Origin of the sequence: Comamonas sp. E6 (assembly GCF_001010305.1) — a bacterium.
Classification (GTDB): Bacteria; Pseudomonadota; Gammaproteobacteria; order Burkholderiales; family Burkholderiaceae_C; genus Comamonas; species Comamonas thiooxydans.
The window spans coordinates 211,676-227,119 of record NZ_BBXH01000006.1 but is presented as its reverse complement, the minus strand read 5'-3'; the positions used below and the strand labels follow the sequence as shown (position 1 = coordinate 227,119).

Sequence of the window (15,444 nt, the reverse complement as noted above, 5' to 3'; positions counted from 1 at the left end):
GTAATGTACTGCGCCCCCAAAGCCCGCAGACGCTCCACCCTTTGCTGTAGTGCCATGTTTTTGAGAGCAAACTCACAGCTGCTTGCAGACTGCAACAAGGCCGGCCTTTTAATGCTGATTTGTTACAAGTTTTGATAAAACTAAACGTCAACAATACGTCAGCTTGCCATTTCTGCTGGCACAGTAGAGATGTGTCGCCGCAAGCCGTGCATTGCAAATCACGACATCGGCCCCCTGGCCAACAAAGTCCGGCATCTCCAGCCTCCCGCATGTGCAGGAGTGGGCACAGAGACCAGACCGCTTTCCATAACTAGCACGACGAGAGGAATACGAACATGAAGACATTCACAATGCGCTATGGCAAGGCCCTGACTCTGGCAGCCGCACTGACCGGCGCCCTGGCACTGGGCGGCTGCGCCCATGGCCCCAGCCGTCAGCAAGTCGGTATCGGCGCAGGTGCCGTGGCCGGCGGTGCAGTGGGCAACGTGCTGTTTGGCGGCCCCGTGGGCACCATCGGCGGTGCTGCCGCCGGTGCTCTGATCGGTAACGAACTGACCAAGGGCGGCCACCGCCACCGCCACTAAGCCCTGCGCCCACGGACTGAACAAAGAGCTGCCAGAAATATTCCGGCGGCTCTTTGTGTTTTCGCCCTTCAAAAAACTCACTTCCCGGCCGGTTTGTACAGCCGCCTAGAATGGTTGCCGTGAACGCAACCAGCCCCGAACTCTCCCCCTCCCCTACCGAAACCGCCGACCAGGCTGCCCCCGTGCGCCGGCCGATTCGCGACCTGCCCGACGAGCTGATCAGCCAGATCGCTGCCGGCGAGGTGGTCGAGCGCCCCGCCTCCGTGGTGCGCGAACTGGTGGACAACGCTCTGGACTCGGGCGCAGCCCAGATCACCGTGCGCCTGCTGGCCGGCGGTGTGCGCCTGATCGCGGTGGAAGACGACGGCTGCGGCATCCCGCGCGACGAGCTGCCCGTGGCCCTGCGCCGCCATGCCACCAGCAAGATCAGCGATCTGCACGATCTGGAAACCGTGGCCACCATGGGCTTTCGCGGCGAGGCACTGGCCGCCATCGCCTCGGTATCGGAAACCTCCATCTTCTCGCGCCCTGCAGGTCAGGACTCGGCCTATCTGCTGGATGCACGCAGCGGCGAGCTGCGCCCCGCCGCACGCAACCAGGGCACGACCGTAGAGGTCAAGGAGCTGTTCTTCTCCACGCCCGCGCGCCGCAAATTCCTCAAGACCGATGCCACCGAACTCGCGCATTGCATAGAGTCCGTGCGTCGCCATGCGCTGGCACGCCCCGATGTGGGCTTTGCCATCTGGCATGAAGGCAAGCTGGTCGAGCAATGGCGCGCTGCCGGCAGCACGCCCGACGAAGCCTTGTCGCGCCGCCTGGCCGATGTGCTGAACGATAAGTTTGTCGACAACTCGGTCGCCGTCGATCACTGGGCCGGCCCCGTCCACGTCACGGGCCGCGCCGGCATCCCGGACGCGGCGCGCTCGCGCCCTGACCAGCAGTTCTGCTATGTCAACGGCCGCTTTGTTCGCGACAAGGTATTGACGCATGCGGCCCGCTCTGCGTATGAGGACGTGCTGCATGGCAACAAGCAGCCGGTCTACGCGCTCTATATAGAGATCGACCCCGCGCGTGTGGATGTGAACGTGCATCCCACCAAGATCGAGGTGCGCTTTCGAGACAGCCGCGAAGTCCACCAGGCGGTGCGCCACGCGATCGAGAACGCGCTGGCCACGCCGCGCGCCGCGGCCGTGGTAGAGGCGGCTGCCCAGGAAGCCGCCCGCCAGCCCGGCCTGATCGACGAGAGCACTGCCACGCCTGTCGCGGAGAAGGCCGCGACCAAGCCCGCCGCAGCCCCGGCCTGGCCGCAAACCCGCATGAGCTTTGGCGAGCCCGCCATCGGCAATCCCGTGCGCGATCTGGCCAAGCTCTGGGAGCCCATGCGCGAAGCCACTGCTAAAACCGCGCCCGCGCCCCAGATGGTGACTGCGGCACCAGCCCCAGCGAGCGCCACGCCTGCGACGCCTGAATCATCGGCCCCCGGCGCGACCACGATCACCAACACCACGGCCATGCCAAGCCCCGTGCCTCAACCCGAGGACGAAGGCATCAGACTGCGCCCTTCGGGCCAGTCCAGCTACTTTCAGCGAAAAGCGCCTGCACCTCAGATGCAGGAAGCGCCAGCCGCTACTGAGATCGTTGCCAATGCTGCAGCTGCAGCCCCGGTCGAACCTGCTGCTACGCACACTGCCGAACATGCCGCAGCGCCAGCAGCGCAACCACCCGTGACGGCTGCGGCAGACAACACCCCCGTCTGGCCGCTGGGCCGGGCCGTGGCCCAGCTGCATGGCGTCTATATCCTGGCCGAGAACAGCCAGGGCATGGTCATCGTGGACATGCATGCCGCCCATGAGCGCATCGTCTATGAGCAGCTCAAGAGCGCCGTGAATACGGAAAATGGCGACCAGCAGATTCCCAGCCAGCCGCTGCTGATTCCCGCCACCTTTGCCGCAACGCCCGAGGAAGTCGCCACGGCCGAGGCCCATGCCGAAACCTTGCTGACCCTGGGCATGGAGGTCTCGCCCTTCTCGCCCAAGACCCTGGCCGTGCGCGCCGTGCCGGCCACGCTGGCCCAGGGCGATGCCGTGGAGCTGGCGCGCAGCGTGCTGGCCGAACTGGCCCAGCATGACGCCAGCACCGTGGTGCAGCGCGCGCGCAACGAGATTCTGGCCACCATGGCCTGCCACGGCGCGGTGCGCGCCAACCGCAAGCTCACGCTGGACGAGATGAATGCGCTGCTGCGCCAGATGGAGGTGACCGAGCGCTCCGACCAGTGCAATCACGGCCGCCCCACCTGGCGTCAGCTGAGCATGAAGGAGCTGGATGCGCTGTTTCTGCGCGGGCGCTGATGGCCGGGCTGCAACAGCCGCCAAATAGCCGCTACATTGCCGGTATCGACCAAAACAGCGGGCCGGAAGATCTGTCCCCCGCCTGCCATCCGCCGTCATGACCCCCAGCTCCTCCACCCCGGAACCCGCCGAAGCCCACTCCTTCATCGCCCGCGTGCGTGCGGCCCTGCCGCAGCTGCCGCCCTCGGAGCGGCGGCTGGCGGAATTCCTGCTGGACTTTCCCGGCAATCTGTCGAGCTATGCGGCGGCCGAGATGGCCAAGCTCACGGGGGTATCGAATGCCACGGTCACTCGCTTCATTCAGCGGCTGGGCTACGAAGGCTACGAGGATGCGCGCCGCCATGCTCGCGCCCAGGGCGACAACGGCTCGCCGCTGTTTCTGGCTGCCGCATCGGCCCAGGGCAAGCCCACGGCGGATGTGATTGCCACCCATCTGCGCCAGGCCTCTGAGAATCTGGCTGTCACCATAGGACAGATCTCGGCACAGCAGCTGGAGGACATCGCCCTGGCGCTGATCGGCGCCCGACAGCTGTTCTTTGTCGGCTATCGCCAGAACCGCAACTTTGCCGCCTATCTGCGCTGGCAGCTGCTGCAGGCACTGGAGATGCCCAGCCAGGTCATCCCCGGCGCCGGCGAGACCCTGGGCGAATACGCGGCCCAGATCGGCGAAAACGATGTTGTGGTGATCTTTGCCTTGCGCCGCAGCGTGCGCGTGGTCAGCGAGTTCGCGCGCCAGGCCAGGCTGCTGGGCGCCCGCCTGATCTGCATCACCGACCATGCCAGCCCGGCCCCCGAGGCGGACTGGCTGCTGCGCGTGCAGACCTCGGCCCCGGGACCGCTGGACAATCACACGGCGCTTTTCATGCTCTGCCACCTGATTGCCACGGCCACCTTGCAGCAAAGCGGGCAGCCGGGGCGCAGACATATGGCGGCTATCGAGACCAGCCACGATGCGCTGGACGAGATGCTATGAAATCAAAAGCTTGCTGCGCCTGCTATTCATAGATTTCAGACATTTTTCCATCTGAAATCCATGAATGATTGGCGGTAGAAGCTCTTAAATCAATAGCAATCAGCTAGCGACGGCGAGCGACAGGCCGGCCAGCGCCGCCTGCATCGCGGCCACCACGGGCGACAGCACCGGCACCTGAAAGCGCGGCGCCAGCCACAACGCGGCTTCGGACAACGGGCCGCCGCCGATCACCACGGCCTGTGCGCCATCGCTTTGCACGCATTGGGCCACGGCATCGCCCAGGCGCTCGCACTGCAAGGCCGGATCTGCAGCCAGCACCAACGGCTCGCCCTGGGCAATGCGCGTGCCGCAGAACCAGGGCGCCAGGCCCAGCGCCGCGACCGAGGCGGCAATCGAAGCCTCCAGCCCCGGCGTGGTGGTCGCAATGCCAAAGCGGCGCGGGCGCCCCTGCTCATCCCGAGCGGCCTGCAGCATCGCTGCCTCGCCAATGCCGAAGGCGGCAACTCCGGCTGGCAAGGCCGCTCTCAACAACTCCAGCCCCGGATTGCCAAACGCGGCCACGATGATGGCCCGCCCAGCCTGGTTGTCATCGCCCTGGGCAAAGCCCAGGCCCAGCCGCAGCACCTCCTGCTCGGCGATCTTCAGTCCCGCCTCGTCGGTAATCATGGCCGCTCCCCGCCCGGCCGTCGCGCCGTGCAGCAGCACGCCGGGCGGTAGACAGGCCCGCGCCTGTCTGAGCATCAGCGCCGTGGTCTGCTGCGAGGTATTGGGGTTGATCAGCAGAATATGCATGCCAGCCTTCATGCCGTGCGCTCCCGAGCGCTTGCAGGTACGCCTGCAGCCGCTGCAGACTCCTCCTGTGAATGTGATTCACCGCCCGCGCCTTCCTCGATGGAGCGGCCAAAGGTCTCGGGGGCAAACTGCACGGCAATCGCAAAGATGAAATACATGGCCGCGATCATGCCGAACATTCCGGAGACGCCGTGCAGGTCGAACATCTTGCCCGCCAGCACCTGGGACATGGCGCCGCCAATCGTGCCCAGCGCCAGCAGGAAGGAGGTTCCCAGCGCCCGGATGCGCGTGGGGTAGAGCTCGGGCGCAAAAATCCAGATGGAGGTGTTGAGCGTCAGCACGCAGAACTGGAACAGCGCACCGCAGACCAGGATCATGGCCACGCTGTCGGTGAAGTTGCCGAACGCCAGCCCCGCAAGGCAGGCGGCAATCGCCCCTACCGTCAGCACCCGCTTGCGCGGAAAGTAGTAGCCCATGGTCGATGCCGCGATCGCCCCAAGCAGGCTGCCCATCTGCATGACGATGGTGAAGCTGAAGCTCTTGGTGATGGAATAGCCCTGAGCGACCAGAATCGTCGGCATCAGCGTGAGCACCGAGAGCTGCGCGCCAAACGTCATCCACGAAGCCAGGCCCACGGCAATCGTGCGCCACGCATAGCCGCCCCTGAAGATGTCGGTGAAGGAGCTGCGCTGCACGGCCTGAGTGGCAGCCGTCTGCGCCTGGGCGCTGCCTGGGGTGATGAACTCGCGCAGTTCGTACTGCGCATTGGCCAGCTTGCCGGCCGCCAGCATGCTCAGCACCTGATTGGCTTCCTCGACCCGTCCCTTGGAGAGCAGAAAGCGCGGCGTCTCCGGCACGAAGCGGCGGTAGAACACGATGAAGATGGCCGGCATGACCAGGCAGCCGAACAGCCAGCGCCAGGAATCATCGCCCGGGAACAGCGTGAACACGCCCAGGGCAAATGCCGGCGCCAGCATATTGCCCAGGCCGCCGCCGCCTACATTGATGAGACCGACTGCCGTGCCGCGAAAGCGGGCCGAGCAGAACTCCGCCAGCATGGTCACGGCCGTGGTGATTTCTCCGCCCAGACCAAAGCCCACGATGGCACGCGCCACGGCGAGAAACGCGTAATCGGGTGCCAGTGCGCAGCCGACGGCACCCAGCGTGAACAGCGCCAGGTTCACATTGAGCATGAAGCGCCGCCCCATGCGATCGGCCAGGTAGCCCGACAGCAAACGCCCCATGGCGGCGGCAAAGAAAGTGATGGTGTTGAGAAAGGCAATGTCCGTCGCGTCCAGCCCCCATTGCTGGCGCAGCAGGGGGCCGACCAGGCCGACCGCGTTCTGTTCGAACACATCGAAGAGCACGCCGCAGACCACCAGAAAGATGATGCTTTTGTGCGAGCGCGTCACGCCGATCTGGTTGAGCGCATTTTCCAGTTGCTGCATCTGCGCCGCACTGGCCTTGCCTGACGCCGAGGGCGTCACGGGGATCTCAGCTGCCATATCCACCTCCTCTTGGTTGAGGGCTAACCTGGCGCAGGGCCGGCAAGCCGATTGAAATAAATTTTTCCTTATTAAAAAATATGAAATTTAAATTTCAAATCCAGATTTACCCAGGCCCTGAGGCCAGCTGCGCAGTCCACCTGCTGAGTCGTGCGGCCTGGTTCATGAAAATCAGTTTTCACGATTGCAGATTTCGTGCCTGAAATCACATGCACCACTATGGTGCTAGCACAGATAAGACAGGACGAGCGCATGAAGCCGGCCGTCACGAAACGAAAACACTTGTGCAACAGGCAGCAAAAATGTTTTTACGACACCGGGATGAAAAATCCTTTACTTCAACTGCACCATCCAAGTGCCTGAAAACTAAGAATAAATACGGCAGCAATGTTCCAAATTTGGGCATTGGCGCACCAGAATTGCGCTCTCATGCACCGAATCCATGCATGACGGCATAACTTTTTGGCATAATTTTGGTTTCGCGAGTTTCAGCGCATTCCTCTGTCCCTGTCAGAAAGTTCTCTATGAAGTACGAGTCCGTAGGCCAATTCCTGGAAGAAGTGGCACAACGCAACCCCGGTCAGCCCGAATTCCTGCAAGCCGTCACCGAAGTGATGGAAAGCCTGTGGCCCTTCATCGAGAAGAATCCCAAGTACGCCGAGCACGCCCTGCTGGAGCGCCTGGTCGAGCCCGAGCGCATCATCCAGTTCCGCGTGAGCTGGACTGACGACAAGGGCCAGGTGCAGGTGAACCGCGGCTTCCGCATCCAGCACAGCATGGCCATCGGCCCCTTCAAGGGCGGTCTGCGCTTCCACCCCTCGGTCAACCAGTCCGTGCTGAAGTTCCTGGCTTTCGAGCAGACCTTCAAGAACGCACTGACCACGCTGCCCATGGGCGGCGGCAAGGGCGGCTCCGACTTCGACCCCAAGGGCAAGAGCCCTGCCGAAGTCATGCGCTTCTGCCAGGCTTTCGTGTCCGAGCTGTTCCGCCACGTGGGTCCCGACACCGATGTGCCCGCAGGCGACATCGGCGTGGGCGGCCGTGAAGTGGGCTACATGGCCGGCATGTACAAGAAGCTGTCGAACACTGCGGCTTCCGTGTTCACCGGCAAGGGCCTGTCCTTCGGCGGCTCTCTGATCCGCCCCGAAGCCACCGGCTACGGCACCGTCTACTTCGCCCGTGAAATGCTGGCCACTCGCGGCCAGTCCTTTGAAGGCAAGACCGTGTCCGTGTCCGGTTCGGGCAACGTGGCTCAGTACGCCGTGGAAAAGGCCATGGAACTGGGCGCCAAGGTCGTGACCGTGTCCGACTCCTCGGGCACCGTGTACGACGCTGCAGGTTTCACCACCGAAAAGCTGGCCATCCTGATGGACGTGAAGAACCACAAGTACGGCCGCGTCAGCGACTACGCCAAGCTGGTTTCCGGCGTGGAATTCCTGGCCGGCAAGAGCCCCTGGTCCATCAAGGTGGACGTGGCCCTGCCTTGCGCCACTCAGAATGAACTGAACGAAGCCGATGCCAAGACCCTGATCGCCAACGGCGTGCTGTGCGTGGCTGAAGGCGCCAACATGCCCTCCACCAACGAAGCCGCCCGCGCCTTCGAAGCTGCCGGCGTGCTGTACGCACCCGGCAAGGCATCCAACGCCGGTGGCGTGGCCACTTCGGGTCTGGAAATGTCGCAAAACTCGGCCCGCCTGTCCTGGCCCGCAGAAGAAGTGGACGCCCGTCTGCTGCAAATCATGCAAAGCATCCACGCTGCTTGCGTGAAGCACGGCAAGCGCGAAGACGGCACCATCAGCTACATCGACGGCGCCAACATCGCCGGCTTTGTGAAGGTGGCCGACGCCATGCTGGCACAAGGCGTGATCTGAGCGTCAGCTGCTCGTCACTCGCAAGAAAGGCCCTTCGGGGCCTTTTTTCATGCCCTCGGCCAGGCGGTGAAACGACGGCTTGAATGCCTTGCGTGCACAGCGATCTAGGCCCGCACGCCCAGTCTCATCCAGCGCACCAAGAGCTTCTCGACCTCCAGCAACAGCAGCAGGGCAACACCCAGCCCTATCGCCAGCAGTCCGGCCGCCAGGTCGACAGGACGGCTGTCGAACAGTGTCTGCATGGGCGGGGTGTAGGTGAACAGCAGTTGCACCAGGGTGACGCCGGCCACGCCCAGCAGCACCGCCGGGGTGCCCAGGACGCCGCGCAGGCTCAGCGAGGTTCCCTGCGTGTAGCGCACGCTGAACAGATAGAAGATCTCCATGATCACCAGCGCATTGACCACGATGGTGCGAGCCAGTTCGACCGAGTCGCCGCGGCGCAGCGACCACTCGAACATGCCGAAGCAGCCCAGCGCGAACAGCACCGAGACCAGGGCGACGCGCCACAGCAGATAGGGCTGCAGCAATTGCTCGTCCGGCGAGCGCGGCTTGCGCTGCATCAGCGTGGGCTCGGGCGGCTCGAAGGCCAGCGTCAGGCCCAGGGCCACGGCGGTGACCAGATTGACCCAGAGAATCTGCACCGGAGTGACGGGCAGGGACAGGCCCAGCAAAATCGCCGCAACGATGACAATCGCCTGACCGCCGTTGGTCGGCAAGGTCCAGGCAATGACCTTGCGCAGGTTTTCGTAGACGGTGCGCCCTTCCTTGACGGCGGCGACGATGGTGGCGAAGTTGTCGTCGGCCAGCACCATGCCTGCGGCCTCCTTGGCGGCAGCCGTGCCGGTGATGCCCATGGCCACACCGATGTCGGAACGCTTGAGTGCCGGTGCGTCGTTGACGCCGTCACCAGTCATGGCGATGACGCTGCGATCTGCCTGCAGGGCCTGCACCAGGCGCAGCTTGTGTTCCGGACTGGTACGGGCGAATACCGTGGAGGCTCTGGCCACGTCGATCAGCTGGGCATCGTTGAGCCCGTCCAGCTCATGGCCTGAAGTGACTCGGATGGTGTCGGCCAGCGCCAGTTCCCTGGCGATGGCGGCAGCGGTGGCAGCATGGTCACCGGTGATCATCTTCACGGCAATTCCGGCGCTGCGGCATTCGCGCACGGCCTCCTTTGCCGATTCTCACGGCGGATCTATCATGCCCAGCACGCCAAACAGGGTCAGGTCCTTGACGTCGGCCATGTCCACCCTGTCCTTGGCATCCTCGGGCGCGAAGCTGGCCAGACCCAGCACGCGATAGCCTTTGGCCGCCAGGGCATCGACCTGCTCCAGCCAATAGGCTGCATCCAGCGCCTGCAGGCCTTCAGCGCCCTGCTGGTCGCGGCACATGGCAAGAACCTGCTCCGGAGCCCCTTTGACGAAAACCACGGCTGGAGCATCAACTGGGCGGTGCAGAGTGGCCATGTAGCGGTGGACGGCATCAAAGGGAACTTCGTCGAGTCGGCGCCAGTCCTGACGCAGGCGCTCCACATCCAGACCGGCGCGCGTGGCCAGCGTCACCAGCGCGCCTTCCATGGGATCGCCTTCGACTGTCCAGGCCGTACCTTCGGCATGCCTTACATGGGCGTCGTTGCAAAGTGCCGCGCCCGTGGCGAAGTGCAGCAGCTGTGGATGCAGCGCAGGCTCGATCTCCTCGCCCGCCAGGGTGAAATGCCCCTGTGGCGCATAGCCCTCGCCTTCTATGTCGAAGCGGGAACCGGGCAGCACCACGGCGCGCACGCTCATTTCGTTGCGTGTCAATGTACCGGTCTTGTCGGAGCAGATGACCGAGACGGCGCCCAGTGTTTCAACCGCCGGCAGACTGCGCACGATGGCATAGCGTGCGGCCATACGCTGCACGCCAATGGCCAGCGCAATCGTCATGACCACGGGCAGGCCTTCGGGGATGGCCGATACGGCAATGCCAACCACAGCGATAAAGGCGTCGGCTGTGTCGTAGTCGCGCACCCACAGCGCAAAGCAGAACATCAACGCGGACAGGCTCAGTATGGTGACGGTGAGCTGGCGCGCGAAACGGTCCATGAGCCGCGTCAGCGGGGTGGCCAGTGTCTGCACCGAACCCAGCATGGTGCTGATCTGGCCCAGCTCGGTACGCGGGCCTGTGGCTACCACCACACCCAGGCCTTGCCCCGCGGCAACCAGGGTGCCGGAGTAGGCCATGGAAAAGCGGTCGCCGAGAGCGGCATCGACAACCACCGGATCGGCCGACTTGTCGACGGCCACCGATTCCCCGGTCAGCATGGCCTCGTCCAGCCTCAGGCTGCTGGCGCGCAGCAGCCGCAGATCGGCCGGGACGCGATCGCCAGCCTCGAGCAGCACGCAGTCGCCGGCGACAAGTTCTTCTGCAGGCACCGCCATGCGCAAGCCGTCGCGCAGCACATTGGCGCGACTGGAAACCATGGCCTTCACGGCGTCCAGTGCCTTCTCGGCACGGCCTTCCTGCACGAATCCGAAGACCGCATTGATCAGCACCACCGCGAGGATGACCCCCGTATCGACCCAATGCTGCAGCAAGGCGGTGACCACGGCCGAGCCCAGCAGCACATAGATCAGCAGATTGTTGAACTGCGACAGAAAGCGCGCCAGCATGCTGCGCGAAGCGGCAGCAGGTAAGGCATTGGGCCCTTGCTGCTGCAAGCGCTCGCGGGCCTCTCCAGAGCTCAGCCCGGCGGCAGTCGATTGCAATTGAGTGAGTACGGTATCGGTAGCCAACGCGTGCCAGGCGGCAACGCGGTTCTGTTCCTGCATCTGAGACTCCCTGACGATTCAACTGAAACGCTTGTGAGCCGGATCTGTGCCCGGTTGGCTGGCTGCCGCGGAGAACGCGCCGTTGCATGGAATGCGCTGGGCAGGCCTTGCCACTGACTATAAGCAGGAATATCGATCATTGATTGACTGCAACGGGCTGATTGCCCCTGCCAGCCAACACTGCAGCGAAATCGGACTTTCAAGCTCGGCAGTGCGCCCTGCAGCTGGCTCAGCCAGCCCTACCGGCGCGAGGCACCGGCTAAAAATCAGTTGAACCACTGGTTTTCATGGATTCCTCCCCACATGAAATCTCATGACAATCAATTAAATTTTGTTGAGCAATTCAACATCAATTACTGAATCAACCTTCGCCACAAATAATTGTGGAACTTATGAATCCAGACCGCGCCACTCTTTCCCGCCGACTTTGCATCGCCTGTGCCATGACCAGCCTGTTCGCAGGCGCGGTGCAGGCACAGGATGCCTATCCCAGCAAGCCCATCCGCATCGTGATTGGCTATGCCCCAGGCGGCTCTGTCGACATGGTCGGCCGCGTGGTCGGGGACATACTGGCCAGGCAGTTGAACGCCACTGTCGTGGTCGAGAACGTGCCGGGCGCCGCAGGCGTGGTGGGAGCGCAGCGCGTGGTATCGGCCAAGCCCGACGGCTACACCTTGCTGGCAGGCTCCAGCAACGAAATGGCGGGCACCAAGTTTGTGAATGCCGCGCAGAAGTATGATCCGGCTGTAGATCTGACCCCGGTGAGCCTGACCGCCCAGGCCCCCAATCTGTGGGTGGCCGGTGCGCATGTTCCTGTCAAAACCGTGGATGACTTCGTCAAACTGGCCAAAGCCAACCCCGGCAAATACAGCTACGGCAGCCCCGGCATTGGCTCGACACCGCATTTTTCGGGAGAGCTGATCAAGAAGACCGCGGGTGTCTACCTCGTGCACATCCCCTATAAGGGCTCTCCCGCCATGACCAGCGATCTGGGCGGCGGCAACCTGGACTTCGCCATCCTCTCGCCAACCGCTGCAGCACCGCTGGCGCAGTCTGGAAAGATCAGGATTCTGGGCGCCACCACCGCCACCCGCATCGCCACGCTCAAGGAGGTGCCGGCGCTGGCAGAACACCCCGCGCTCAAGGGCTATGCCTTGAGCGGCTGGTTTGCTTTGGCTGCCCCCAAGGGTCTGCCTCCGGAAGTGCTGACCAAGCTGCAAAAAGCGATACAGACAGGTCTCGCCGATCCGGCCATCCGTCAGAAGCTGGAAGCAGCTGGAACCCCGCCCGCCAAGGGCAATGAAAGCCTTGCCCAGGTGATGCGCACCGACATGGATAAATACGCCGAGCTGGTGAAGTTCGCGAGGATCACGGGCGACAACTAAGGCAGCGGCCTGCAGCTCCCTATGCTTTCCTGCCCGCAGGGTCTTGCATCACCGCGCCCAGGTTTGTTTTCGGCAACCCTGCGACTAGGGCAGCCCCCATGGCATGCCCGCGCTCCTTCCCGGTAAAAGTGACAGGTTTCACAACTTGTCTCCGTCAAAAACCTTGGAGGGTAATTTCATGTCCTTGACTCACCGCGCCAGCTTTTCGACCCTGCTTTGCAGCAGCGCCTTCATGCTGTTCAGCCAGAGCGCCCTGGCCCAGGCTGCTGCACTCCAGGCGGGTATGCCCCAGCCGGGTGCGGCTCAGACCGGAGGCCTGTCCCGGACCATGGTCGGCAAGGCCGATGTTTCGGTACCGGGCCGCGAAGCCGTGGTGGCCAAGGTGGAAGTCGCCCCAGGCTCACGCGCGGGCCGCCATACCCACCCCGGCGACGAGATCAGCTATATCAGCGAGGGTGAGGTCGATCTGCTGATCGACGGCCAGTCGCCGCGCACGCTCAAGGCCGGCGAAACCTTTGTCGTTCCCGCTGGTGTGATTCATGACGCACACAATGCCAGCAATGGCACGGTCAAGCTGATTGGCGTGTATGTCGTGGAGAAGGGCAAGCCTCTGGCCACGCCGGCCCCTTGAGCACCGCACAGCTTCGACCGACCAACACAAGGCCGCAGTCCATCGCTGCGGCCTTTGTTTTTGCTCGACTCTTCTTCTGTAGGATCAACCCACATGAAGCACACCATTACCGCCCTGCTGCTGGGTGCAGCCTGCAGCTTGAGTCTTGCCGCATCGCCCACGCCGGCCGCGACTCAGGAGATCGAGTACCTGATCGGCCACCTCAAAACCTCGGGCTGCGAGTTCCAGCGCAATGGCAGCTGGCATGACAGCGCCAAGGCAGCCGAGCATCTGCGCGGCAAATACGACTATCTGCTCAAAAAGGGCTGGGTGGCAACAGCCGAGGACTTCATTGCCCGCGCAGGCACGGAGAGCAGCATCAGCCACAAGCCCTACCAGGTGCGCTGCAGCGGCAAAGAGGCCGAAGCCAGCGCCAGCTGGCTGCAGGCCGAGCTCAAGCGCTACCGCAACCGCCAGTAGCGCTCAGCAACCCGCATCAGCCTGCGCGCTTGACTGCCGCATCGCACCAGCGCTGCGCCACCTGGGGCGAGGTGCTGCAGACGGCATCGTGCGTGACCGTGGTCACGGCGCGCTCCAGCAGCTGGATATCGGCTTCGTGCTGACGTGCCACATGCGGGTCTTCGAAGAAGATGGCGCGGTGGCAGCGCTTTTCCAGAACCAGATCGGCAATCTGCGCATCACCGCCCAGCGGACCGCTGTTATAGCGGTCCACCCAGGGCTTGTCGGCAGGCCAGCCCTTGCTCCAGGCCATTTCGTTGAGTTTCTGACCCGTGGTGCCCGTGCCCACGCGGCGGCGGTAGCGGCTGAGCAACTCGAAGTTGTGTGCTGCAAAGTCCAGCATGGTGGGCTTCATGGCATCGTGGGCAATCAGCGCCAGCGTCTGGTTTTCATAGTCGTGAAAGCGGTCGGCATTACGGTCACGTGCCAGGCCGGCGTGAATGCGCTCCATCTCTATCCAGTCGCGCGTGGAGGCGACGGTGGAAAGAAAAGGCTTGCCGTGGATCACGCACTGGCGCTTCAGGGCCAGGGCTTCGGGGAAGATGGACGACGGATCCACCGGGTCCATCAGGTAGATAGCGCCGTCGAGAGTGCGCTCGTCACCCTCCATGCCCACCACCTCGGCCACCAGCCTCATGAGCCCGCCCTCGCGGCCATAGGGGTAGCGCACCAGGCCTTTGTAGCCCTGAAGCATGCTGGCCGCCGTGATGGCGTCATAGGTGCGGCCCACGGTATGAAAGCCCAGCTTGAGCTCGCGAATTCCGGCCTCGCAGGCGCGCAGCAGGGCAAACAGCGCGGCGTCCTCGGTTTGGTGGTGGAGTTTGTTGGCGGCAAGACCCAGGCAGATCGACATAGTGAACTAATCCTTCAAACAGGCTTCAAACGCTCGCAAACTCTGCGTAACCAGCTATGCATTTGCGGCTTGAAACACCCGCAAGAATATCGCCAATTCATGCACTCCAGATGACTGGGGGCAGGTCAGACAGCCATACTTGCACAGCACTTGACAGCCGCCCTCTTCCGTCGCTCTTCTTCCATGCCCAAGACCTCACGCTTCTGGAGCCCTCGCCGCATCGCGGCTGCACTCGGTCTGGCCTTGCTGCTGGTGCTCGCGAGCTGGGGCATGCGCGAGCTCGATGCCAGGCAGCGGGTCTGGATTTTTCAGCCCAGCGACCGCAGCTGGCCCGGAGCCAACACGGCCGGCATGCTGGAGCGATGGATAGACTTTCGCAGCCGCGACGGCAACGCCGCCAGGCTGCATGCCCTCTGGATGCCATCCAGCGATGCACGCGCTCCCCTGCTGCTGTTTCTGCATGGAGCGCGCTGGAATGTGACGGGCTCCTCGCCACGCATACGGCGCCTGCAGGCCATGGGCTTTTCGGTGCTGGCTGTGGACTACCGCGGCTTTGGCAAGAGCAGCCCGGCCCTGCCCTCGCAGGCCTCGGCCGCCGAGGATGCCCGTGCCGCCTGGGACTGGCTGGGCCGACAGGCCGCAGGCAGGCCGCGCTATATCTTCGGCCACTCGCTGGGCGGCGCCGTTGCCATCGATCTGGCCAGCTCCGTCAAGGATGAAAGCGGGGTGCTGGTCGAGTCCACCTTCACCAGCATTCCCGATGTGTTCGACTCCATGCGCTGGGGCTGGCTGCCCGTGAACTGGTTGATCACGCAGCGTTTCAACTCGGTCGACACCGTGGCGGACATCGGCTCGCCGCTGCTGGTCGTGCACGGCACGGCCGACCCGCTGATTCCGGCCCGGCTGGGCCAGCAGCTGTTCGATGCGGCGCGCGAGCCCAAGCGCCTGATCCTGGTCGAGGGCGCCAGCCACCACAACACCCAGTCCAAGGCACTGGCGCAATACCGCCAGGCACTGCATGAGCTGTTCGGCCTGAATCCGCGCTGAGCGACATCGCCACATACTGTCTCGTCAGCATACGGATCAATGGGCAGGTTCTGATAGTCTGTCTGGTTATGTCTGCGCCGCCTGCCCTGAACTCAAAGCAAAATCCCGCTCAATCCCTTAATGAGCAAGCGAAGAGTGCTCCTGAAT

The 15,444-nt window shown here is 63.6% G+C and carries 11 protein-coding genes and 1 pseudogene; 8 read left to right on the top strand and 4 right to left on the bottom strand.

All coding sequences use genetic code 11. The features are described 5' to 3' along the window. Positions 1-335: 335 nt before the first annotated feature. The 3 genes from CSE6_RS04320 (at position 336) to CSE6_RS04310 (ending at position 3,905) form a co-directional block, all read left to right on the top strand. Positions 336-584 carry a hypothetical protein gene (locus CSE6_RS04320; RefSeq protein WP_059439953.1) on the top strand — a complete coding sequence of 83 codons (249 nt, stop codon included), beginning with the start codon at positions 336-338 and terminating at the stop codon, positions 582-584. A gap of 110 nt (positions 585-694) precedes the next feature. Then, positions 695-2,932: a DNA mismatch repair endonuclease MutL gene (gene mutL, locus CSE6_RS04315; RefSeq protein ID WP_083994678.1), complete on the top strand. Its 2,238-nt coding sequence runs from the start codon at positions 695-697 to the stop codon at positions 2,930-2,932. A gap of 97 nt (positions 2,933-3,029) precedes the next feature. Next, the gene (locus CSE6_RS04310) at positions 3,030-3,905 is read left to right on the top strand and encodes a MurR/RpiR family transcriptional regulator (RefSeq protein ID WP_034359919.1); all 876 of its coding nucleotides are present in this window, start codon (positions 3,030-3,032) and stop codon (positions 3,903-3,905) included. Positions 3,906-4,004: 99 nt separating this feature from the next. Here CSE6_RS04310 and CSE6_RS04305 read toward each other — a convergent pair whose 3' ends face one another. Next, a complete protein-coding gene (locus CSE6_RS04305; protein WP_059439952.1) occupies positions 4,005-4,709 on the bottom strand; it encodes an aspartate/glutamate racemase family protein in 705 nt (234 codons plus the stop codon). After that, a complete protein-coding gene (locus CSE6_RS04300) occupies positions 4,706-6,202 on the bottom strand; it encodes an MFS transporter (RefSeq protein WP_059439951.1) in 1,497 nt (498 codons plus the stop codon). The genes CSE6_RS04305 and CSE6_RS04300 overlap by 4 nt, the downstream gene beginning before the upstream one ends. 524 nt (positions 6,203-6,726) lie before the next feature. On the opposite strand from CSE6_RS04300, the gene gdhA reads away from it, so the two are divergent. Further along, positions 6,727-8,073, top strand: coding sequence for an NADP-specific glutamate dehydrogenase (gene gdhA, locus CSE6_RS04295; protein WP_003064453.1), 1,347 nt, complete (start codon positions 6,727-6,729; stop codon positions 8,071-8,073). Positions 8,074-8,177: 104 nt separating this feature from the next. On the opposite strand, the pseudogene CSE6_RS26780 reads toward gdhA, so the two are convergent. Next, a pseudogene (locus tag CSE6_RS26780) lies at positions 8,178-10,883 on the bottom strand (HAD-IC family P-type ATPase). Positions 10,884-11,275: 392 nt separating this feature from the next. Between CSE6_RS26780 and CSE6_RS04285 the strand changes: the two are divergent. The 3 genes from CSE6_RS04285 (at position 11,276) to CSE6_RS04275 (ending at position 13,358) form a co-directional block, all read left to right on the top strand. After that, entirely contained in the window at positions 11,276-12,268 is a 993-nt protein-coding gene (locus CSE6_RS04285; RefSeq protein WP_059439950.1) for a tripartite tricarboxylate transporter substrate binding protein, read from the top strand. A gap of 178 nt (positions 12,269-12,446) precedes the next feature. Next, entirely contained in the window at positions 12,447-12,899 is a 453-nt protein-coding gene (locus tag CSE6_RS04280) for a cupin domain-containing protein (RefSeq protein ID WP_083994676.1), read from the top strand. A gap of 93 nt (positions 12,900-12,992) precedes the next feature. Continuing rightward, positions 12,993-13,358, top strand: a complete 366-nt coding sequence (locus tag CSE6_RS04275; RefSeq protein WP_034359909.1) for a DUF5329 domain-containing protein — start codon at positions 12,993-12,995, stop codon at positions 13,356-13,358. Positions 13,359-13,374: 16 nt separating this feature from the next. On the opposite strand, the gene CSE6_RS04270 is transcribed toward CSE6_RS04275, so the two are convergent. Next, positions 13,375-14,250: a methylglyoxal synthase gene (locus CSE6_RS04270; RefSeq protein WP_012837335.1), complete on the bottom strand. Its 876-nt coding sequence runs from the start codon at positions 14,248-14,250 to the stop codon at positions 13,375-13,377. A 183-nt stretch (positions 14,251-14,433) separates the two neighbouring features. On the opposite strand from CSE6_RS04270, the gene CSE6_RS04265 reads away from it, so the two are divergent. Next, a complete protein-coding gene (locus CSE6_RS04265; protein ID WP_059439949.1) occupies positions 14,434-15,297 on the top strand; it encodes an alpha/beta hydrolase in 864 nt (287 codons plus the stop codon). Positions 15,298-15,444 lie beyond the last annotated feature (147 nt).

What these genes read in the sequence shown, in the direction of transcription:
- CSE6_RS04320 (WP_059439953.1), top strand. Translation starts at nt 336, where the DNA reads ATGAAGACATTCACAATGCGCTATGGCAAGGCCCTGACTCTGGCAGCC.
- CSE6_RS04275 (WP_034359909.1), top strand. Translation starts at nt 12,993, where the DNA reads ATGAAGCACACCATTACCGCCCTGCTGCTGGGTGCAGCCTGCAGCTTG.
- mutL (WP_083994678.1), top strand. Translation starts at nt 695, where the DNA reads ATGGTTGCCGTGAACGCAACCAGCCCCGAACTCTCCCCCTCCCCTACC.
- CSE6_RS04300 (WP_059439951.1), bottom strand. Translation starts at nt 6,202, where the DNA reads ATGGCAGCTGAGATCCCCGTGACGCCCTCGGCGTCAGGCAAGGCCAGT.
- CSE6_RS04270 (WP_012837335.1), bottom strand. Translation starts at nt 14,250, where the DNA reads ATGTCGATCTGCCTGGGTCTTGCCGCCAACAAACTCCACCACCAAACC.
- CSE6_RS04280 (WP_083994676.1), top strand. Translation starts at nt 12,447, where the DNA reads ATGTCCTTGACTCACCGCGCCAGCTTTTCGACCCTGCTTTGCAGCAGC.
- CSE6_RS04265 (WP_059439949.1), top strand. Translation starts at nt 14,434, where the DNA reads ATGCCCAAGACCTCACGCTTCTGGAGCCCTCGCCGCATCGCGGCTGCA.
- CSE6_RS04310 (WP_034359919.1), top strand. Translation starts at nt 3,030, where the DNA reads ATGACCCCCAGCTCCTCCACCCCGGAACCCGCCGAAGCCCACTCCTTC.
- CSE6_RS04305 (WP_059439952.1), bottom strand. Translation starts at nt 4,709, where the DNA reads ATGAAGGCTGGCATGCATATTCTGCTGATCAACCCCAATACCTCGCAG.
- gdhA (WP_003064453.1), top strand. Translation starts at nt 6,727, where the DNA reads ATGAAGTACGAGTCCGTAGGCCAATTCCTGGAAGAAGTGGCACAACGC.
- CSE6_RS04285 (WP_059439950.1), top strand. Translation starts at nt 11,276, where the DNA reads ATGAATCCAGACCGCGCCACTCTTTCCCGCCGACTTTGCATCGCCTGT.